At 34.2% G+C, this 19522-nt stretch carries 21 protein-coding genes; 17 read left to right on the top strand and 4 right to left on the bottom strand.

The window, feature by feature from the left end; all coding sequences use genetic code 11:
• Positions 1-65: 65 nt before the first annotated feature.
• A complete protein-coding gene (locus DZ68_RS0106080) occupies positions 66-800 on the bottom strand; it encodes an RluA family pseudouridine synthase (protein ID WP_024787743.1) in 735 nt (244 codons plus the stop codon).
• Positions 801-999: 199 nt separating this feature from the next.
• On the opposite strand from DZ68_RS0106080, the gene DZ68_RS0106075 reads away from it, so the two are divergent.
• The 12 genes from DZ68_RS0106075 (at position 1000) to purF (ending at position 13519) form a co-directional block, all read left to right on the top strand.
• Positions 1000-1338 (top strand): hypothetical protein, encoded by a 339-nt coding sequence (locus DZ68_RS0106075; protein WP_024787742.1) that lies wholly within the window; start codon positions 1000-1002, stop codon positions 1336-1338.
• Between the two features lie 108 nt (positions 1339-1446).
• Complete coding sequence (locus DZ68_RS0106070; protein WP_024787741.1) at positions 1447-2952, top strand: DUF3373 family protein; 1506 nt, start codon at positions 1447-1449, stop codon at positions 2950-2952.
• A gap of 98 nt (positions 2953-3050) precedes the next feature.
• Positions 3051-5723 carry a molybdopterin-dependent oxidoreductase gene (locus DZ68_RS0106065; protein WP_024787740.1) on the top strand — a complete coding sequence of 891 codons (2673 nt, stop codon included), beginning with the start codon at positions 3051-3053 and terminating at the stop codon, positions 5721-5723.
• Positions 5724-5726: 3 nt separating this feature from the next.
• Positions 5727-6395 carry a 4Fe-4S dicluster domain-containing protein gene (locus tag DZ68_RS0106060; RefSeq protein WP_024787739.1) on the top strand — a complete coding sequence of 223 codons (669 nt, stop codon included), beginning with the start codon at positions 5727-5729 and terminating at the stop codon, positions 6393-6395.
• Positions 6396-6404: 9 nt separating this feature from the next.
• Positions 6405-7709 carry a sulfide reductase gene (locus tag DZ68_RS0106055; protein WP_024787738.1) on the top strand — a complete coding sequence of 435 codons (1305 nt, stop codon included), beginning with the start codon at positions 6405-6407 and terminating at the stop codon, positions 7707-7709.
• A gap of 247 nt (positions 7710-7956) precedes the next feature.
• Positions 7957-9423, top strand: a complete 1467-nt coding sequence (locus DZ68_RS0106050; protein WP_024787737.1) for an NAD(P)/FAD-dependent oxidoreductase — start codon at positions 7957-7959, stop codon at positions 9421-9423.
• A 16-nt stretch (positions 9424-9439) separates the two neighbouring features.
• Positions 9440-9628, top strand: a complete 189-nt coding sequence (locus tag DZ68_RS0106045; RefSeq protein ID WP_024787736.1) for a hypothetical protein — start codon at positions 9440-9442, stop codon at positions 9626-9628.
• Positions 9629-9670: 42 nt separating this feature from the next.
• Complete coding sequence (trxA, locus tag DZ68_RS0106040) at positions 9671-9988, top strand: thioredoxin (RefSeq protein ID WP_024787735.1); 318 nt, start codon at positions 9671-9673, stop codon at positions 9986-9988.
• Between the two features lie 48 nt (positions 9989-10036).
• Positions 10037-10423, top strand: a complete 387-nt coding sequence (locus DZ68_RS0106035; protein ID WP_024787734.1) for a hypothetical protein — start codon at positions 10037-10039, stop codon at positions 10421-10423.
• Between the two features lie 89 nt (positions 10424-10512).
• Complete coding sequence (gene trxB, locus DZ68_RS0106030) at positions 10513-11415, top strand: thioredoxin-disulfide reductase (protein WP_024787733.1); 903 nt, start codon at positions 10513-10515, stop codon at positions 11413-11415.
• Positions 11412-12179, top strand: coding sequence for a 4-hydroxy-tetrahydrodipicolinate reductase (gene dapB, locus DZ68_RS0106025; RefSeq protein ID WP_024787732.1), 768 nt, complete (start codon positions 11412-11414; stop codon positions 12177-12179). Before trxB ends, dapB begins: the two co-directional genes overlap by 4 nt.
• A 2-nt stretch (positions 12180-12181) precedes the next feature.
• Positions 12182-13519: an amidophosphoribosyltransferase gene (gene purF, locus DZ68_RS0106020; RefSeq protein ID WP_035907728.1), complete on the top strand. Its 1338-nt coding sequence runs from the start codon at positions 12182-12184 to the stop codon at positions 13517-13519.
• Here purF and DZ68_RS0106015 read toward each other — a convergent pair.
• The 3 genes from DZ68_RS0106015 to DZ68_RS0106005 all read right to left on the bottom strand — a co-directional run bounded on the left by DZ68_RS0106015 (position 13514) and on the right by DZ68_RS0106005 (position 15822).
• Positions 13514-13969 carry a Fur family transcriptional regulator gene (locus DZ68_RS0106015; protein WP_024787730.1) on the bottom strand — a complete coding sequence of 152 codons (456 nt, stop codon included), beginning with the start codon at positions 13967-13969 and terminating at the stop codon, positions 13514-13516. The genes purF and DZ68_RS0106015 overlap by 6 nt on opposite strands.
• Before the next feature lie 218 nt (positions 13970-14187).
• On the bottom strand, positions 14188-15333 hold the full coding sequence (locus tag DZ68_RS0106010; protein WP_024787729.1) for an OprD family outer membrane porin: 1146 nt from the start codon (positions 15331-15333) through the stop codon (positions 14188-14190).
• A gap of 69 nt (positions 15334-15402) precedes the next feature.
• Entirely contained in the window at positions 15403-15822 is a 420-nt protein-coding gene (locus tag DZ68_RS0106005) for a transcriptional repressor (RefSeq protein ID WP_024787728.1), read from the bottom strand.
• Between the two features lie 232 nt (positions 15823-16054).
• Between DZ68_RS0106005 and DZ68_RS0106000 the strand changes: the two genes are divergently transcribed.
• The 5 genes from DZ68_RS0106000 to feoB are packed head-to-tail and all read left to right on the top strand — an operon-like array spanning position 16055 to position 19513.
• Positions 16055-16246 (top strand): hypothetical protein, encoded by a 192-nt coding sequence (locus tag DZ68_RS0106000; RefSeq protein ID WP_024787727.1) that lies wholly within the window; start codon positions 16055-16057, stop codon positions 16244-16246.
• Positions 16247-16256: 10 nt separating this feature from the next.
• Entirely contained in the window at positions 16257-16943 is a 687-nt protein-coding gene (locus DZ68_RS0105995) for a FeoA family protein (protein ID WP_024787726.1), read from the top strand.
• Between the two features lie 12 nt (positions 16944-16955).
• Positions 16956-17177: a FeoA family protein gene (locus DZ68_RS0105990; protein WP_024787725.1), complete on the top strand. Its 222-nt coding sequence runs from the start codon at positions 16956-16958 to the stop codon at positions 17175-17177.
• Positions 17174-17401 (top strand): FeoA family protein, encoded by a 228-nt coding sequence (locus DZ68_RS0105985; protein WP_024787724.1) that lies wholly within the window; start codon positions 17174-17176, stop codon positions 17399-17401. The genes DZ68_RS0105990 and DZ68_RS0105985 overlap by 4 nt, the downstream gene beginning before the upstream one ends.
• A complete protein-coding gene (gene feoB / locus DZ68_RS0105980; protein ID WP_024787723.1) occupies positions 17402-19513 on the top strand; it encodes a ferrous iron transport protein B in 2112 nt (703 codons plus the stop codon).
• Positions 19514-19522: the final 9 nt, after the last annotated feature.

Below are 19522 nucleotides of genomic sequence, written 5' to 3'. Positions count from 1 at the left end.
CATTTTAGTGAGTTGTAAAAAAAAGTAACAATAAAACTAATTTTTAATTTTCCATTTTCAATTGATTACTTTTCTTCCTGCATTTTAAAATCATCTGGCTCTGGTGAAATAAATTCATAATCAAACAGTTTAAATTTATGGTGGTGAAGCATTACCCTTGCGTATTCTTTTCCCCCGTATTTCACATCTCCTATAATAGGATGTTCAATCGCTTTTAAATGAGCCCTTATCTGATGTGTTCTTCCTGTATGGATAACGGCTTTTATTTTAGATTTTGTCCTGAATGCCAAAATCGGCTCAATTTGGGTAACCGCCTCTTCACCTTTTGGTGAAATTTTAGCAAAAGAAGCCGATTTTGTCTTAATAATTTCAATAGGAAGGTTTATAATGTCATTTTGGGCGATTATACCTTCTACCCATGCAATATATTCTTTATAAACATTTTTATTTCTAAATTCTTCAATGGCCCGTTTTCTAAACTCTTTATTTTTTACCATTACAAGAATACCGCTTGTTTGCTTATCAAGCCTGTGCAAAAGCGGCTGTTTAAATTTTTGAGAAATTTCTTCGCTCGTAATAAACGGGGGTTTGTCAACTACCACTATATTTTTATCCTCATAAATTTTTCTTATATCAGGAATATTGATAATTTTAAATTTTATATTAGCAGGAAGAAGCCCTCTTGCTATCTTTATTTTTTTTTCCCTTGCATAAACCAAACCTCTGTCAATGAGTTCCTTGGCCTTTCTGTTTGATATGTTTTCCTGTTTTGCCAAAAGTATATACGCTTTTTCTTTCAATAACTGCCTTTTTTATAAAATTATATCATATTCTAATATTAATAAAAGGATTGAAAAATCATACAAAAATCTCCAAATTTCATTTATTTAGCAAAAATTTGTTAAATTTGTTATAAATTTTTTTTATTTTAAGCAAACTTTAAGGAAAAATGATGTATCATTTCATTGCAAATGAACATTTATTCATTAAAGGCGGATTATGAAATTTTCTAAAATTTTAGTCAGTGCAATTATGCTTGTATCTTTTGCTTATGCAATCAACGCTTATACAGCGGGTTACAGAGCATACATAAGATACATCAAACATTCGGGCGGCCATACATTAAAAGCGCCGGAGCTGTTAAAAAAATTAAATGTTGTCACACCAGATCAGTTAAATGAATTGTTTGCCGATAACGCAAAACCTTTTTTAGAAAAGCTAAAAACATTGAACCCAAAAGCTGCTAAAGGAATGCAAAAGATAATTGAAAAAGGCAAACTCCCTTATTTAAAAGTATTCTTCACCCAAATACTGCAGGGAAGAATACCTCCCGGATGACTTTAAAAAAAATACCTCCGGGAGAGGTAGACAATTACATTAAATTTGTTATAATTTGCACTGACTAAAAAAATGCGAAATTAAATTAAAAAATCAAAGGAGAAAAAAATGAAAAAATTTTTACTTTCAGCTTCAGTTGTAGCAGGACTTTTCGCACAGCCTACGGTTGAGCAGTTACAAAAACAAATTGAGCTTTTACAGCAACAATTAAATCAGTTAAAAACCAGCCAGCAAAAAGTTGAAAAAAAAGTTGACGAACAAAACAGCAGATACTATAAAAAAGTATCGCCTGTGGTAGCAAACTCTCATCTATTCTGGGGATTCGATTTAAGAACGGCATTCGATTATCTTAACAAACAAACAACAGCCGGATTAACATATAATGTTGGACCAGATATGACAGGACAAAGCGGACATCAATTTGCTGGTGTAGTTACAGGACAAACTGACAAAAAAGATCATATTGGTCAGGTTTTACAAAACAGAATTATCCTAACAGGTGTATACAAACCCGCAGATAATTTAAAAGCAACTGTAAGAGTCGAAGCCAATAAAGTATTTGGTATGACTTCAATTAACAGCATGAATCAACCTTTCCAAAATGTTGACTGGGTAGTAAATGAAACACCTGACGATGCAAATATCAGAATCAAAGAAGCTTTCTTTAATTACTGGTTTGGTCCGGATAACGGATTAATGTTCAGTGCGGGTAGAAGACCGGCGACTCAGGGATTTCCAGCTAATTTAGTTGACGAAGACAATGCAAACAGTCCGCTTGGACATTTAATCAATATGGAATTTGACGGATTCAGTTTTGAAGTTGGAAACTCATTATTCTCTAAACTATCAGATAAATTTGCTGATTGGGGAACATGGATTAAATTCTGTTTGGGAAGAGGTTATACCGCTTCTAACGGAAAATGGTCATTAAACAACACTCAACCTGATTATACAAAAGGTAATGCTCATCATGCAGATTTTGGAGGATTTTTATTAATTCCTTATGACGACGGACAATATTCATTAAAAACAGAAACAGTCTGGGCGTTTAACCTTCAAGGTTTTAAAATGGCTTTCACAGGTCCTAGTACATTTGTTGCTGACATGGCAACATTAGGAAATTATTTCGGTGAAAACGCCGTATTTGCGGCTCAAGGAATCGGTGACGGGATAAGCGATTTTCTTGACAACACTACAGCATTTGTTTCTTGGGCATTTTCAGAAACAAGACCTAAATCCGGACAAACTATGCTTGGTTCAGATAAAAAAAGAACAGGTCACAGTATCTGGGTAGGTGCTGATATGCCGGGATTTGCAGATAACGACAGATTCGGTCTATCTTATGTAAACGGAAGCAAATACTGGAGAAGCTTTACTTACGGAGAAGATACATTAGCCGGAAGCATTGCAGCAGTTAGAGGACACGCTTTTGATGTATATTACAATCATCAGATTATTCCTCATCTAACAGCACAGTTAAGATATACATACATTAAATACAATCATCCTGGAAGTGATGCATTCTTTGGTGATATGGGTAACCCAGATAACACAATGTTCAGTTATGTTAAAAAAGCTAAAGACATAAGAGCTTATATCAGATATAACTTTTAATTAAATTAAGATAATTTTCTCTTATATCCCTCTTCGGGATATATATTTTTTTCAATACTATGCTACAATTACTACGTAAATTTCTAAAAGGAGAATCAATGTCTGAAATTGTTGATTTAAAAAGAAGGAGCTTCCTGAAAGGTTCAGCAGCTGCGGCAGCAGGTGTAGCGGTAACCGGCTCATCAGCATTTGCTTTTGGACCTTATGAAGAAGGTTTAAACGAAAAAGAAAAGAAAGAAGAAGATATTAAAAACGCAAAATTTACCCCCAATGTTTGCGGTATGTGCGTAAACATGTGCGGGGTAATTGTTAGAAACGTTGATGGGAAGGTAACAAAAATAGACCCGAATCCGCTTTATCCAAAAAGCAGAAATTTTATGTGTGCAAGGGGTAATGCGGGAATTGCGGAAGAATACGACCCGGATAGAATTACAACACCTTTAATCAGGGTTGGGAAAAGAGGTGAAGGTAAATTTAGAAAAGCCTCTTGGGATGAAGCGCTTGATTATATTGCTAAAAAAATGATTAAAATACTTGATGAGGAAAAAGATAACAGAAGCACATTCCTTTTCGGTGTCGGTGCAACATCAGGGGTAGTTGATGAACCAATTATAATGAACTTGGTAAACGGAATCGGTACTGCCAATTTTATTGACCACTTTTCAACATGTTTTGCGCCTTCATTTATAGCAAACAGCTTAACATTTGGAAGTTGGGGACAGGGAGATTTCAGAAACACAAAATATCTTTTGAACTTAGGAGCAAACAGGGCTGAGGGAATTGTAACCCCGGATACTCTTGATATGTTTAAAAGAACACACAAAAGAGGAATTGAAAAAATCGTGTATGTTGATGTAAGATACACTAATACAGCTGCCCAGGCTGATGAATTTATTCCTATCAAACCTGGAACCGACGGTGCTTTAATCCTTGCAATGATTCATGAAAGCATTAATAAAGGTTTTCATAAAACTCCTTATAAGGCTGATTATATTAAAAAATATGTTACCGGAGTTGAAGAACTTGAAAAATTCTTTACAACGGGTGAAGGTGCCAAATATACTCCTGAATGGGCTGAAAAAATAACTGAAATTCCTGCTTCTACAATCAGAAGAATTACAAAAGAATTTTCAGATGCGGCTGAAAAATATAAAGGTGCCGCAAACTGCTACAGAAGCAGAAAATCTACCTGGTATTATCAGGATTTTGATTTTAGACGTGCTCAGGCGATTTTCAATTCAATTCACGGATGCGTTAACAGACCGGGCGGAATTATTCTTGGAAGAGGATTAAAATTTGAAAGCTATGAATATGAGGATTTTCCTATTTATGATAACGCAAAAACAAGAATTGATATTGCCTGCTTAAAACCAAACACATATCCATTGGGCAACCCTCAAAAAGGTAGCTGGCCTATTATCAGAGATACAATTTTGGATGTAAATACCAGATGGAAAAAAGGCGAAAAATTAGCTGATAATGAATATCCTGTAAGAGCGGCATTCCATTATAAACAAAATCCGCTTCAATCGGTTCCTGATTATGAAAAAACCGCCAAAATGTATGAAACAATGGATTTGGTGGTTGTAATTGACATTCAGGGAACCGATACAGCTCTTTATGCAGACGTAATCTTGCCGGATACCGTTTATGTAGAAAGAGAATCCCCTTTAAAAATGTTTAATACAATAGAACCTTACATTACCTGGAGAAGCCAGGGAGTCGAACCTAGAGGATACGCTCAGGATATATATTTTATGTGCAAAGAACTTTCAAAAAGAATAGAAAAGCCTTTTGCGGCAATTACATTTAAATATACCTGGGACGAAGGCGGTTTTGGAGTAAAACTTCCAAAAAACTTTGATTTAACCAAATATTTAACAGATGATTTTAAAATAGATAAAACAAAATTAAAAGCAGATATTAAAGATGAAAAACTTCTAAAAGCGATTTTAGAGCATGCGAGCGATGATGATTTGGGAATTGAAACATTCAGATTAACAGCGGCTTATGATAAAACTGTTTCTGAGTATAACGAAGAAACAATGAAGGAACTATACGGAGAAGAAGCCGCCAAAATAGCAAAAGAATGGGGGGTTTACTGGCCTGGAATAGAAAATGCAGTTAAATCAGGTATTTTGGATGAACATTTAAAAGCATTCAAAAAAGATACTCAAAATAAAAATGAATTAGCTGAAACTGTTTATCAAAAATTTACCACTCTTCCGAAAGATTATTATATTGTCCCTAAAAAAGGAAAATATATTAAAGTAGCCTTAAAAGGATTGGAAGGTAAAAAATTCACAAATCCTATAAACGGTAAAATAGAAACTTTAAGAATGTTTCCTATGTGGAGAGACAGCTTATATAAAGCTCCAAACACCAATGAAAAAGAAGTGAGGGTGGTAGTCGGAAGACACGCATATTTTACTCAAAGTTTTCATTCAAACAACTATTTACTGCTTGATTTAATGAATTATAATTATATGTGGATAAATGATGAACTTGCAAAAGAAATGGGGCTTAAATTCAAGGATGAAGTGGAACTTACAAGCGAACAGGGTAAAAAAGTAAGAGCCAAAGTTTATCCTACAAAAAGAATCAGAAAAGATACGGCGTTTATCGCAACAGGGTTTGGATCTCAGTCTCCAATGATGACACTTGGATACAAAAACGGTATATCCCAGGCTATGATTTGTGAAAACGCAATTGATCCAATTCTTGGTTCCGCAAGTATGAACGAAACTCTTGTAAAAATAAGAAAGGTGTAAGCCATGGCAAATTATGCAATTGCACTTGAATATCAAAACTGTATAGACTGTAGAGCATGTGAAGTGGCATGTAAAGACGAAAACGGAGTAATGTTAGGAGCTGATAAACAAAGAATATGGGTTGGTATTGTAGAAGGCGGAAAAACACTCGCTGACGCGTTTTTAAATTTTTATCCGTCTCAATGTAATCACTGTATTGACGCACCATGTGTAACTGTATGTCCTACAGGGGCAAGCCATTATGCAGAAGGGGGACTTGTTAAAGTAGACCCTTCCATGTGTATTTTATGTAAAGGTTGTATGGAAGCCTGCCCTTACGGCGCAAGATTTGTGGATGAGACAAAACACGCAGTTGACAAATGTACATTCTGCGACGGAAGAATCCAGGAATACGGAACAACCGCCTGTAGTGCGACATGTCCGACTAAAGTTAGAACATTCGGTGATTTGGAAGATGAAGATTCCGATTTGGTAAAACTTTTAAAACAAAGAGAATTTTTCTTCTTAAAAGAAGAAGAAGGCACGCTTCCTAAATTATTTTATCTTGTACCGGAAAATAAAGAATATGCAAAAAGAACATTGGGTGATGTTAAAACACACACATGGGATGAGATTAAACCATTATATGAAGCTGCAACTCAGGCCAAAGAACCTGAGTGGAAAAAAGCGTAAGGAGCCGCTATGAAAAATTATATAAATTGCTGCGGATTAAATATAAATAGAGTCAGTTTTACAGAATTATTTTTTAACAAAGTAATGCTTATTGCATATGTTTTAATAGCGATAGGTTTGGTAGGCTGGTATGAACTGTTTCATTTAAGATATTTTCACGATTTTATTTCCCAGGCAGGAATGGTGGCAGCCGGAGGTGACCCTGAAGCACTGAAACATGCCGCTATTGCTTTGAAAGAGCAGATTTTTAATCTACCGGAAATAGAAGAAGTAAACAAAGCGGAACCTTGGGGCGTATTTGTAACTCAGTATGTTTATCTGCTTTACGGCGGAAGCGCCTTGATTTTCTTAACTGCATTGGGAGAACTTTTCCATGTAAAAGTTGCTCCAAAAGTAGCAGCCGCTATGATGACTTTCGGTATTTCAATGGTTTTTGGCGGATTAGTTTCTATCGCAAGCGACTTAGGTAACTTATTACATATTTACTGGATGGTTTTAAATCCTCAGCCTCAGGCGGGTATGTGGTTAATGCTGCCTTTATACAGTATTTATATACCGTTTACATTTATCGAAATTTATTTCTTAATTACATCCAAAAGAGATTTGGCGAAAAAACTTGCGTTAATTTTGGTTATATTAAGTTTATGTATTGACTTGGGAGAATTTTATATCCAAGGTTTATTATTTAACCAAAACACACCAAGACATTTATGGACTGATATTCCTCAGCTTTGGATTTATTTCCTAATTACAGGTGGAATCACAGGAATAGGCGGAGCAATTATTTTTGCATTTTTAGGATTAAGAGAAAAACCTTATTTTGACGACTTTATTAAAATTGCAGCAAAAACAGGGATTGTTTTAACAGTTTTGGCCGCTATTTATGAAATAATAGATTTTATGTTGGTAGATCCTAAATGGGTAAATTTAATGATTAAAGGAAGCCCAATCAGCTGGATGTATTGGGGATGGCTGATTTTGGGAATTGTAATTCCTTTTATCCTGTTTTTTTCAAAGAGTAAAGGTGCTGTATTAATAGGCGGCATTTCTGCAGTTATAGGCGCATTTTTAATGAGACAGGCATTTATTTTCGGAGGTAATATTATTCCTATGAGCGCAAGGGTTGACGGTCTGGGATATCAAGCAAACGGTGTTTACCAGTTAGACGCAATTACCCCATATGCATATATTGCCCCTCATCCAATGGAATGGATGATAATTATAGGATGTCTCGGTATAGGCATAGCGGTTTTTGCATTGCTTGATAAAATATTCGATATAAGAAACGTAACAGATTCTTACGAACATCATTAACTCCCTGCCCTTTTGGGCAAAACCCAATATAATTATAAATGTTAAATTTCAAATGTTAAATTAATTTTTATTTTTTTAATTTATAACTCAACATTTATAATTTCTAATTAAAAGTTGTGTCTGTCACCTTTATAGTCAATAATTTCAGATTATAGTTTTTAATAACTTTTAATTAAATAAAGATAAAAATTATCTTAAATTAGATATTTGAGTTATAATTAAACATAAAAAAATAAAAAGGTTAAAAATGAAACCAAAAATAGTTGTTTTAGGGGCAGGTATTTCAGGACATACGGCAGCTATGAATTTAAAACATAATCTTAAAAATAAAGCAGAAGTTATTGTAGTTTCTCCTAATTCAAAATATCAATGGGTTCCTTCAAATATCTGGGTTGGAATAGGTGCTATGAAGCCTGAACAGGTATATTTTGAATTAGCTCCTGTATATTCTAAACTTGGAATTGAATTTAAACAGGCAAAAGCTCTTAGTATTCATCCAGAAGGTGATGCAGGAGAAAGCAAGCCGTATGTAACTATTGAATATACTGCAGGTGCAAGAGCTGGAGAAAAAGAAAAAGTTTATTTTGATTATTTAATTAATGCCACCGGTCCAAAATTAAATTTTTCAGCCACTCCCGGGCTTGGACCGGAGACAGGAAATACTACATCTATATGCAGTTACAATCATGCGGATCATGCATGGAAAGAGCTTCAAAAAGTTATAGAAAAAGCAAAAAAAGGTGAAAAACAAAAAGTTCTTATCGGTCTTGGACATGGTGGATGTACTTGTCAGGGTGCTGCGGTTGAATATACAATGAATGTGGCATCTTTAATATATGATTTGGATTTAATGGATTATATTGATGTAACTTATATTACTAATGAAATGGATTTAGGTGATTTGGGCCTTGGCGGTGCATATGTTAAAAACAACGGTTATATCACACATACAAAAAACATAATTCGTTCTATGTTTAGTGAATATGGGGTTGACTGGATTAAAAGAGCAAGTGTTTATAAGGTAGAGAGAGGCAAAGTATATTATGAGACATATGAAGGTGAAGAAAAAACAGTCGAATATGATTTTGCAATGCTTATTCCTCCGTTTAGCGGTGTCGGAATTACAGCAGTGGGACCCAATGGAGAAGATTATACAGATAAACTGTTTAAACCAAATGGTCTTATGATAGTAGATGCAGATTATTCAAGCGGACAAAAACCGTATCATGAATGGAGTGGTGAAGACTGGCCAAAAAAACTTCAAAATCCGACATATCCAAATATTTTCGCTGTTGGTATTGCATTTGCACCACCTCATCCGATATCAATGCCAAATAAAACTAAATCGGGCCGTCCGTTGACACCGGCACCTCCAAGAACAGGTATGCCAAGCGCTGTTATGGCTCACGCAACAGCTCTAAATATAGCAGAATGGATACTTGAAGGAAAACCAAGCTTCAGACATAAAGCAAGTATGGCAGAACTTGCAAGTATTTGTATTGTTTCCATAAATTACGGATTTAGGGGAATTGCAGGAAGTATGTCTGTTTATCCTACAATACCTGATTTCAAAAAATATCCGGATTTTGGAAGAGATATTAAATATACAATAGGTGAAGTAGGAAGTGCCGGTCACTGGTTTAAGTGGCTCATGCATTATCTGTTTTTATACAAAGCGAAAGCAAAACCTTTTTGGTATTTGATTCCAGATTAAAATTAAGGAGAAAAAAATGGCAATTAGAAGTCCTCAAATAGGATTAAAAATAAAAGAATGGGAAAAAAGAGCATATGATGAAACTAAATTTGGGATGTATCCGACTCCTTTTGAGAGATGGAAAAGAAAATGTATAATTTGGCAGTTTGTAAGATTTGTTATTTTATCGTTAAAATTTAAAAAAACAGCCTCTGTTAATGGGTAATTAATAAAATTTTGGGTATAATTCAATAAAAAAAGGATTAAAATGGCATTAGAAATTACTAAAGAAAATTTTGAAGAAACTGTAAAAAACAATAAATTAGTTGTAGTAGATTTTTGGGCGCCTTGGTGCGGACCTTGTAGAATGGTTGCTCCTATTATTGAAGAATTAAGCGAAGAATATAAAGACAAAGGCGTAGCAGTAGGTAAAATCAATACAGATGAACAACAAGAACTTGCTATTCAATTTGGAATCAGAAGTATTCCAACAGTTTTGTTTATTAAAGATGGTGAAGTTGTAGATGCAATGATAGGTGCTGCACCAAAAGCTATGTACGAAGAAAAAATAAACGCTCTTTTATAATTGAAAAGCAAATTTTTTTATACTTTCAGCTCCTTTTTCGGAGCATTAATGGTAGCTGCTTTTTTTTTCTACTATAAATATAAATTCAGTGAATATAAGTTTGTTAATTTTGAAAATATTATACTTTACACCAAAAATGATATTTTTATACCCAAAAAAAACGAATATACTTTGCTTATTTTCAGCTCACGTATGAACAATCTCAAAAATTTAATAAAACACATAAAAACACATTACCCTGTTTTAGCGGTGGATATTTTTCAAAAACGCAAAAATTATCCAAATATTATCTATACAACAGCCGGAATAAATACTATAATTAAACTTATACAATATCTTAACATTTATGAAGTACCTGTTGTAGTAAATATAAAAAGATATCATAAGTTATTATATAAACAAGATGGACCATTAAAAAAAGTGAGTGGTGAATAGTGAGTTGTGAGTTGCAAAATATCAAGTTATAAGTAGCCAAGTTGCCAAGAAGTTAAGTAGCTGAGTTGAAAAGAAAAATGGAGGAAAAAATGGAATATGATGTAATTATAATCGGAGGAGGACCTGCGGGACTAAGTGCAGGAATATATGCAAGCAGACTCGGAGCAAAAACTCTAATTCTTGAAAAATTAAATCCCGGAGGGCAGATAACTTTGAGCAGTGAAATAGAAAATTACCCCGGAGTGTGTGAAGTTAAAAGCGGACTTGAAATGATGATGTGCTGGCCCGAGCAGGCAAAAAAATTCGGATGCGAGATAAAAAGCGAGGAAGCATTACAATTAATAATGGAAAATGGAAAATGGAAAATTAAAACGCATAAGAATGAATATACGGCAAAAGCGGTAATTTTGGCAACCGGTGCAACACCAAGAAAAGCAGGATTTGAGGGCGAAAGGGAATATACCGGCAAAGGCGTCAGTTATTGCGCGGTGTGTGACGGGTTTTTCTATAAAGACAGAATCGTAGCCGTAATAGGAGGGGGAGATACAGCTTTGGAAGAAGCCCTGTATTTAAGCAAAATTGCAAAAAAAGTATATTTAATCCACAGACGCTCTGAATTCCGTGCAGCCCCGTCAACTCAAAAAAAAGTCTTTAATACCCCTAATATAAAAATAATTTATGAAGAAAGAGTAAAAAAAGTTATCGGAAATGAGTTTGTAGAAGGTATAATTTTATCTTCAAACGAAAAAATTAAAGTCGACGGAATATTTGTATTTGTAGGTATGAATGTAAATAATAAGCTGGTAAAGGATTTAGCCGAACTTAACGAATTTGGAGAAGTAAAAGTAAATTTAAAAATGCAAACCAGTTTAAAAGGGCTATATGCGGCTGGAGACGTAAGGGAATCAAGCATCAAACAGGTTGTTGCGGCAGCGGGAGATGGAGCAACAGCGGCTATTAATGCTATAAAATACCTAAAGGAGAATAAATGAAATACGGAATTGTTGGTGCAACCGGAAGAGTGGGTCAGCTTTTAGTAAATATTATTAAAAATTCGGATGACATTCTTTCAGCTGTAATGTTTACAGGCAAACAGAGTGTTGAATTTCCTGAAAAAACTATAATAACAAATGATGCAAAAACACTTCTTGAAAATTCTGATGTAGCAATTGATTTTTCGGCACCGATTGCAACTCAAAAACTTCTTGAGGCAGCCCTTGAAAATCCAAAACCCCTTGTTATCGCCACTACAGGTCTTAATGACCACCAAAAAAATTTAATGATTGAGGCAAGCCAAAAAGCACCTATTTTATATGCCACAAATATGAGCTTAGGTGTTGCTATTTTAAACAAACTCGTGGCAATGGTCAGCGAAAAACTTAAAGATTTTGATATTGAAATAGTGGAACAGCATCACAGATACAAAGTCGACGCTCCAAGCGGTACCGCCTTAACATTAGCAAAAACATGTGCAAATGCCAGGGGACTTGAACTTAAAGATGTAATGATTACCGGAAGAAGCGGCCATGTGGGGGCTAGAACAAAAAATGAAATAGGTGTTTTTGCCTTGCGTGGCGGAGACGTAGTGGGAAGACATACTGTAGGATTTTATAATGACGGGGAATTCTTAGAACTTAATCATACGGCTACAAACAGGGAAACCTTTGCAAGGGGCGCCATTAAAGTTTCAAAATGGCTTATAAATCAAAAACCGGGGCTTTATTCAATTAATAATGCATTGGGATTAAGGAAGTAAAAATGTGTTCAGTAGTAGGTATTTACGGTAATGAAAATGCGAGCAAACTTGCATTTTACTCTCTTTTTTCAATGCAGCACCGCGGTCAGGAGGCGGCAGGAATCAGCAGCAGTTTTAAAGGTCACATCAAAACAGTTAAAAACAGGGGACTTGTAACACAGATTTTTAAAGAAGAAGATTTTAAAATTTTAAAAGGCGATATGGCAATAGGCCATACGAGATATTCCACCGCAGGAGACGATTCCATACTTGATGCCCAGCCTATATTTGCAAGATACGGACTTGGGGAAATTTCAATAGTACATAACGGAAATTTGGTAAATGCAAAAGAAATAAGAAAAGAACTTATAAAAAAAGGGGCTATTTTCCAAAGTAATATGGACACAGAAAATTTAATTCATCTTATAGCCAAAGATTATCAGAAAAACACTCTCAAAGAAAGAATAACAGATGCCGTTAAAAAAGTAAAAGGGGCTTTTTCACTGGTTATTCTTTCCCGTCATAAAATGTTTGCCTTGAGGGATCCGTTTGGATTCAGGCCTCTTTCTATCGGAAAAATACGCTCAGGCGGTTATATTGTAGCCAGCGAGACATGCGCATTTGAGCTGGTAGATGCCGAATTTATAAGAGATATTAAACCAGGAGAAATGATTATTTTTGAAGATAATGAAATTAAAAGCGAAATGGTTTTCAAGCCTTCGCCAAAGCAGTGTATTTTTGAATATATCTATTTTGCAAGACCTGACAGCGATGTTTTTGGAAAAAATGTTTATCTTGCAAGAAAACAGATGGGAAGAGAATTAGCAAAAGAACTTCCGGTTGTTGCCGATATGGTTATTCCTGTACCAGACAGCGGGGTTGCAGCGGCTCTGGGGTATTCAGAAGAAAGCGGCATCCCGTTTGAAATGGGAATTATGAGAAACCATTACGTAGGAAGAACATTTATTGAACCTACACAGGAAATAAGAAATTTAAAAGTTAAAATGAAACTCTCTCCAATTATTGAAAAAATAAAAGGTAAAAGACTTGTTGTAATTGACGATTCAATCGTCAGGGGGACAACATCCAAAAGAATAGTCAGAATGCTAAGAGATGCGGGTGCAAAAGAAGTTCATATGAGAATAGCGGCTCCGGCAACCATAGCACCTTGTTATTATGGTGTAGACACTCCTACAAAAGAAGAGCTTATCGCCAGCAAAATGAATGTGGAGGAAATCAGAAAATATATTGAAGCTGATTCCCTTGCATATCTTACAATTGACGGAATTATAAAAGCTATAAAAGATAAAAAAGAAAATTACTGTTTTGCCTGTTTTGACGACAATTACCCTGTTTTATGATTTTTTTTCTTTTTTCTGGCATTCTTCACAAAGCCCGTATAACTGCAAAATATGATTAGTCAGTTTAAATCCGTTTTCTTTTGCTATTTTTTCTTGCAGTTTTTCTATTTCATCATTATGGAACTCAACTATTTTTCCACAAGAAGTGCAGATTAAATGATCGTGATGGGATTTTGCTATTTCAAATTTTTTACCATTGTTACAGTGAATAGAACTAATCAGACTGTTTTCTTCAAGCATTGCAAGTGTGCGATAAACCGTTGCTATTCCTATATTCAATTCAGGGTATTGTTTTTTTATTACAAGATATAAATCCTCTGCTGTTAGATGATTAGGATTTTTATAAAGCGTAGAAAATATAATTTCCCTTTGTTTTGTAAATTTAAGCCCCGCTTTTTTGAGGATATTTTTAAATTCATCCAGGAGTTTATTGTAATCGAAATTTTTCATTTATCTTCCTTTTTTGATAATGATAATCATATTATAACACAAAAAATATTTTTAAATTAATTCCAACATTCCAAAATCAATTTTCTCTAATATATTAAAAACAGCAGTATAAATTATAACAGAAGAAAATATTGCCAAAAATAAAACAATACCCTGAATTAAATATTTTTTATTTTCATTCTATCCACCTTTTTTTTTAAAGACACAAAAAAGTGTCTTTAAAAAGCGTAATTTACAAACACTCTTGTATTTTTAAATTTATCATCATTAATCTTGTCATCAACATCTGAATAAATTACATCCAAGCTCAAATTGTCATTAAACGCATAACTTAGCCCTGCATCAAATTCTGTGCTTTTTGTATCATCTTTATCATGCAAAGTCACATATCCGGTATTTAAACTAAGACCTTTTATAACATCACTTGCGTCCCATTCTCCGTTTACCAATACTGCATCTCCGTCTTTTCCAGCCTCAGCAATTGTTAAGAAGTTTGCAGATGTAAAGAAAGGCCCTCCCCCAAATCCGTTATCAGCTCCGTTATCATTGCTTTTATTATAAGCAACACCTAATGTAAAACCTTTATACCCTGCACTTGCACTAAATCCGTAAACTTTAGCTGAATCTTCATTAGAAGCATTATAATGCTGATTTGCATATTGAACGCCTAAGCTATAAGAAAAATCATCCTTTTCACCCTCATAATTTGCATCTGTATAAAAAATCCTGTCTATATCATTATCTTTAAGATTGTAATACCAAGCCGATAAAGCAAGATTTTCTATACCTTCATAAGTAATACCGCCTACCTGAACGTTGTGTTTATCAATTAATTTAGTAAATTTAGAAGGCTCGTCAGTATCAACCCCGGCCCATCTTTGAATTTGACCTAAAACAATTGTAGTTCCAAGCAAATCCGTATTTGTAAGAATTTCAGCCTCAAAAGTATTAGGAATCATTCCGTTATCGTCTGTATCTGCAAAAGGTGTGTCAAGTTCCTGTCTACCTATTTTAATAGTTGTATTTTTAAATTTTCCAAGTAAATAAGCTTCACCTAAAATAGAATAAGATTTATTGTCAGCATCAAAAAAAGGAACACTTCCCCCATCGTGATTATTTCTTATAGCATTGGTTGTATAAAAACTGACCCCTGCACTTATTCCACTAAAAGATTTAGTTTCAGCATGCAATTTACCGCCTATTGCCAAATCAGTTTTTGAATCTTTATCATCGTGTTGATAACCAAGCCTAACATAACCATCTACTTTTTTTAAAAGATCTGAATTTACAACATTATTGTTTTCCGCAAAAGCAACTCCGCCTAACATAAGAAACGCCACTGCGCTAAGTGTTATTTTTTTCATTTATTCTCCTTGTAAATTTATTTGATGTAAAAGAGTAAAAAACTCAAAGGAGAAAGGGTAGCAACGGGTTCAACCCCCTCCTGTGAATTTTTTACTGCATATTTCACAAGTTTTATGAATGGTTAAATATTTTATATCTTTAAAAATTTCACTACATTTTTCTAACTCTATATCAATATTAGTTTTTATAACTCTGTGGCATTTGTTGCAGACTATAAACGCTATAGGTTTATCTTCTTTTAAACAGTAAAATGCTTTTTTATCGTCATTTTGAACGACTACTAATAAACCGTTTGCTTCAAAAAAATCAAGGTGCCTGTAAATTGTATTGAGTGAAACATTTCTGTTATATTTCATTAATAATTGTTTTTTTATACCTATAACACAAAAACATCTGTCTTTATTCTCTGAGAATATACGGTATATTGCCTCTCTCGACCATGAATAATTTATTTTTTTATTTTTGACTTTTTCATAAAAACCATTCATAAAAACCCCTTTAAAATAATTATGATAATAATTATCATTTCTGTAAAAGAATAATACTCGCATTTTATTAAACAAATATTAAGTTGATAATAGTTATCATTTTTGTTTAATTTTATATAAATAAAAAATTAGTTAAAAAAATGAGAATGATTGTCAATTTTATAACATAAAAAAATTTTTATGCTACTATTTCTTTGATAGTAATTATCAAAATTACTAAAAGGAGTTGACAATGCCTACTTTTGTAATAGACAAATCAAAATGTCGTAAATGTGCAAAAGCCCTGAGAGCAGGAAAAGGATTGATAAAAAAAGCTTCTGACGGATTTTATGAAATAGCAAGACAGCCGCAATGTGAAAAAGAATTATGTGCAATGGAGTGTGCATGTGAAAACTGCCCTTTTAGGGCTATTAAAAAAATATAAGGAGAAAAAAATGAAATTAGCAGAAGCAAACAGGGGAGTAGAATTAAAGGTTGTGGGATTTGAAGATTCACTTTGTGAATATTCTAATACAAAATTGGTTGAATTTAATATTGATGAAGGGTCTACTATTATAATAAATACCCATTTTCAATCTAAACTTCTTGTAAATGTTGAATATAAAGAAAGACTTATAGGATTTGAATCGGCAAGAGCTGTTATTATGGAAAACGGAAAAAGACTGGCTGAGTTAAGTCCGGGGGAGAGTGCAGATGTTGCAAATTTTGAAGGTGGGAAAGAAGAGTATAAAAGATTTAAAGATTTAGGTATTGATATAGGGGAAAAAGTAACAGTTGAAGAATTTTTACCGGAAGGGGAAGAAAGAATTATAAGAATTGAAGATGAAAAAGTAGTTCCTGTCGGAGCAACAAAAGCAATTCTTGTTAAAACAGAAGAAGGGGAAAAACAAATCGGACTTATGAAAAAAAGGGAAAAAGGTGTTATAAGTTTTGTATATGCATCTCACGGGGAAGAAGAAGTGCTTGATGATTTATGGATAAAAGAAGGTTCAAACATTGAAGTTTTATACATTAAAGATATAGAAAAAATACCTTTAATGGTAACTGTTAAAGAAACAGGCAAAAAACATGTGATAGGTGAAGGACTTGCAGATAAGATTTTCGTTGAATATATTAAATAAGGAAATTAAAATATGCCTCTAAGTATGGCTAATGTAGGCAGCAGATTAAAAATTATAGACATCTGCGGAAGAAAAAAAGCAATGGAGAGGTTACTTGCTATGGGAATTTCAACCGGCATTGAAATTACACTTTTAAAAAATGACGGAGGACCTTTGCTTATAAAAGCAGGAGAATCCAGAATCGCCCTTGGATTTGGACTTGCAAACAAAATAATTGTGGAGGAGATAAAATGAAACTTTCCGAATTAAAAGTTGGAAAAGAAGCCATTGTTAAAGCAGTGGTGGGAGAAAATAAAACAATAAAAAGAAAATTAAGAGATATGGGAATTATCAGAGGAGAAAAAATTAAAGTTGAAAAAATGGCTCCTCTTGGAGACCCGATAGAAATAACCATCAAAGGATATAAACTATCCCTTAGAAAAAATGAGGCTCAAATGATTGAAGTGGAAGGAGAATAAATGAAAAATTGTACAGTTGCTTTTGCAGGAAACCCGAATGTGGGAAAAACCGCATTAATTAATACTATTGCAGGTGCAAATTTAAAAGTCGGGAACTGGCCGGGGGTAACGGTTGAAAAAAAAGAAGCAGACCTTGTAAGCAAAGATATGACTTTAAAACTTATCGACCTTCCGGGAACATACAGTTTAAGCCCTTATTCCATAGAAGAGAGAATTACCAGAAAATTTCTTCTTGAGGAAAAACCGGATAGTGTTGTTAATGTGGTGGATTCTACCAACCTGCAGCGCAATCTTTATCTTACAGTCCAATTGATGGAATTGGAAATTCCAATGGTTACGGCTTTAAATATGTGGGATGATTTTGAAGAAAAAGGATATCAGTTTGATATACAAAAATTTTATGAACTTACAGGAATTAAAGCAGTGCCTACTATTGCAACGAAAGGATGGGGAAAAGACAAACTTTTAGATAAAATAAAAGAAATGTGCAATACAAAAGAAAAGCCAAAAACCCCTAAATATTCAGACGATACCGAAGAATTTATAACAAGGGCTATGAAATTAATCCCTTCAGATTTTTCATATCCTAAAAGATGGACGGCTATTAAAATATTAGAAGGGGAAAAAGAAATTATTCAAAAGCTGCCTGATTCTGAAAAATGTATGGATTTACACAATGAATTTGAAGCATTTTTTGATAATGATGCCGAAGGTGTTATTTCCGAAGAAAGATATGCATATATCTCAGTTTTAACTAAACAGACATTAAAATCCACCCTTCCAAAGAAAAAAGATTTAACAGATATTCTTGATTCCATATTTTTAAACCGTTTTTTGGGAATTCCTATTTTTATTTTTATGATGTATATTGTTTTCAAACTGACGTTTGACGGAAGCGGACCGTTTATCGACTGGACAGACGGACTTATAAACGGTTTTCTTGGAAAATGGACAGGTGTTATGCTCTCGTCAGCACCAGGATGGCTGCAGTCTTTAGTTGTGGACGGAATTATCGGAGGGGTCGGTCTTGTATTGACTTTCGTGCCTTTAATGTTTTTCTTATATTTCTTTTTAGGACTTCTTGAAGAGAGCGGATATATGGCAAGAGCCGCTTTCGTTATGGACAGGGCTATGAGAAGCATAGGACTTCATGGTAAATCTTTTGTTCCTATGATTATAGGCTTTGGTTGTAATGTGCCTGCCATTTACGCTACGAGAGCATTGGAAAACGAAAAAGACAGAAAACTGACAGCACTGCTTGTGCCTTTTATGTCCTGCGGCGCGAGACTGCCTATTTATGCGCTTTTTACAGCCGTATTTTTTAAAGCGCATCAGGCAAGTGTTGTTTTACTTATGTATCTTATCGGTATTGCAGTGGCAATTGTTGTAGGTCTTATCTTGAAAAAAACCGCATTTAAAGGAGAAGTTCCGCCTTTTGTTATGGAACTGCCGCCTTACAGATTTCCTACAGGAAAAATGCTTTGGAAATCCATTGCTTCAAGAACCGGGGCTTTTGTAAAAAAAGCGGGAACGGTTATTGCGGCTACAATGGTTATTTTATGGGCTTTTATAAATATTCCTTACGGGGCGAAACCTCAGGATACAATTCTCGGGAAAACAGCCACAGCAATTGCGCCTATCTTTAAACCTGCGGGATTTGACGACTGGAGACCTGTTGCTGCATTGATTCCTGGTACTATAGCAAAAGAAGCGGTTATCGGTTCTTTATCTCAGGTATATAATGTTCAGGAAGATGAAGATTCAGATGAAAAAACCACTTTTATGGAAGATTTAAAAGAACAGTTTACAGGTTTTTTTGGTGCTGTCAAAGATTCTATCAGCGCAATGTTTGGAAGCATAATGACCGAAATGTTTGAATTAGAAAATGAACCAACTCCTTTGCAAAAGAAAATTAAAGAAAGTTTTACAGCGCTTTCAGCATTTTCTTATATGGTATTTTGTTTACTATGGATTCCGTGTATTGTTACATTAGGGGCTATTTATCAGGAATTTGGATGGAAAATGGTTGGGGGTGCAGTTGCACTTACAACAATAGTTCCTTATATAGTTTCAACATTAATTTATCAAATCGGACTATTGTTCGGTTTTTAGGAGTGAAAA

Origin of the sequence: Lebetimonas sp. JS085, from assembly GCF_000523295.1 — a bacterium.
In the GTDB taxonomy this organism is placed as follows: domain Bacteria; phylum Campylobacterota; class Campylobacteria; order Campylobacterales; family Nautiliaceae; genus Lebetimonas.
This window is presented reverse-complemented; position numbering and strand designations above follow the sequence as displayed.

Bases quoted from the DNA above. Each gene is read 5' to 3' on its own strand.
- purF (WP_035907728.1), top strand. From the start codon at position 12,182: ATGTGTTCAGTAGTAGGTATTTACGGTAATGAAAATGCGAGCAAACTT.
- DZ68_RS0106075 (WP_024787742.1), top strand. From the start codon at position 1,000: ATGAAATTTTCTAAAATTTTAGTCAGTGCAATTATGCTTGTATCTTTT.
- DZ68_RS0106010 (WP_024787729.1), bottom strand. From the start codon at position 15,333: ATGAAAAAAATAACACTTAGCGCAGTGGCGTTTCTTATGTTAGGCGGA.
- feoB (WP_024787723.1), top strand. From the start codon at position 17,402: ATGAAAAATTGTACAGTTGCTTTTGCAGGAAACCCGAATGTGGGAAAA.
- DZ68_RS0105995 (WP_024787726.1), top strand. From the start codon at position 16,257: ATGAAATTAGCAGAAGCAAACAGGGGAGTAGAATTAAAGGTTGTGGGA.
- DZ68_RS0106065 (WP_024787740.1), top strand. From the start codon at position 3,051: ATGTCTGAAATTGTTGATTTAAAAAGAAGGAGCTTCCTGAAAGGTTCA.
- DZ68_RS0106000 (WP_024787727.1), top strand. From the start codon at position 16,055: ATGCCTACTTTTGTAATAGACAAATCAAAATGTCGTAAATGTGCAAAA.
- DZ68_RS0106050 (WP_024787737.1), top strand. From the start codon at position 7,957: ATGAAACCAAAAATAGTTGTTTTAGGGGCAGGTATTTCAGGACATACG.
- DZ68_RS0106045 (WP_024787736.1), top strand. From the start codon at position 9,440: ATGGCAATTAGAAGTCCTCAAATAGGATTAAAAATAAAAGAATGGGAA.
- DZ68_RS0106035 (WP_024787734.1), top strand. From the start codon at position 10,037: ATGGTAGCTGCTTTTTTTTTCTACTATAAATATAAATTCAGTGAATAT.
- DZ68_RS0106060 (WP_024787739.1), top strand. From the start codon at position 5,727: ATGGCAAATTATGCAATTGCACTTGAATATCAAAACTGTATAGACTGT.
- DZ68_RS0106070 (WP_024787741.1), top strand. From the start codon at position 1,447: ATGAAAAAATTTTTACTTTCAGCTTCAGTTGTAGCAGGACTTTTCGCA.
- trxA (WP_024787735.1), top strand. From the start codon at position 9,671: ATGGCATTAGAAATTACTAAAGAAAATTTTGAAGAAACTGTAAAAAAC.
- DZ68_RS0106055 (WP_024787738.1), top strand. From the start codon at position 6,405: ATGAAAAATTATATAAATTGCTGCGGATTAAATATAAATAGAGTCAGT.
- dapB (WP_024787732.1), top strand. From the start codon at position 11,412: ATGAAATACGGAATTGTTGGTGCAACCGGAAGAGTGGGTCAGCTTTTA.
- trxB (WP_024787733.1), top strand. From the start codon at position 10,513: ATGGAATATGATGTAATTATAATCGGAGGAGGACCTGCGGGACTAAGT.
- DZ68_RS0106015 (WP_024787730.1), bottom strand. From the start codon at position 13,969: ATGAAAAATTTCGATTACAATAAACTCCTGGATGAATTTAAAAATATC.
- DZ68_RS0105990 (WP_024787725.1), top strand. From the start codon at position 16,956: ATGCCTCTAAGTATGGCTAATGTAGGCAGCAGATTAAAAATTATAGAC.
- DZ68_RS0105985 (WP_024787724.1), top strand. From the start codon at position 17,174: ATGAAACTTTCCGAATTAAAAGTTGGAAAAGAAGCCATTGTTAAAGCA.
- DZ68_RS0106005 (WP_024787728.1), bottom strand. From the start codon at position 15,822: ATGAATGGTTTTTATGAAAAAGTCAAAAATAAAAAAATAAATTATTCA.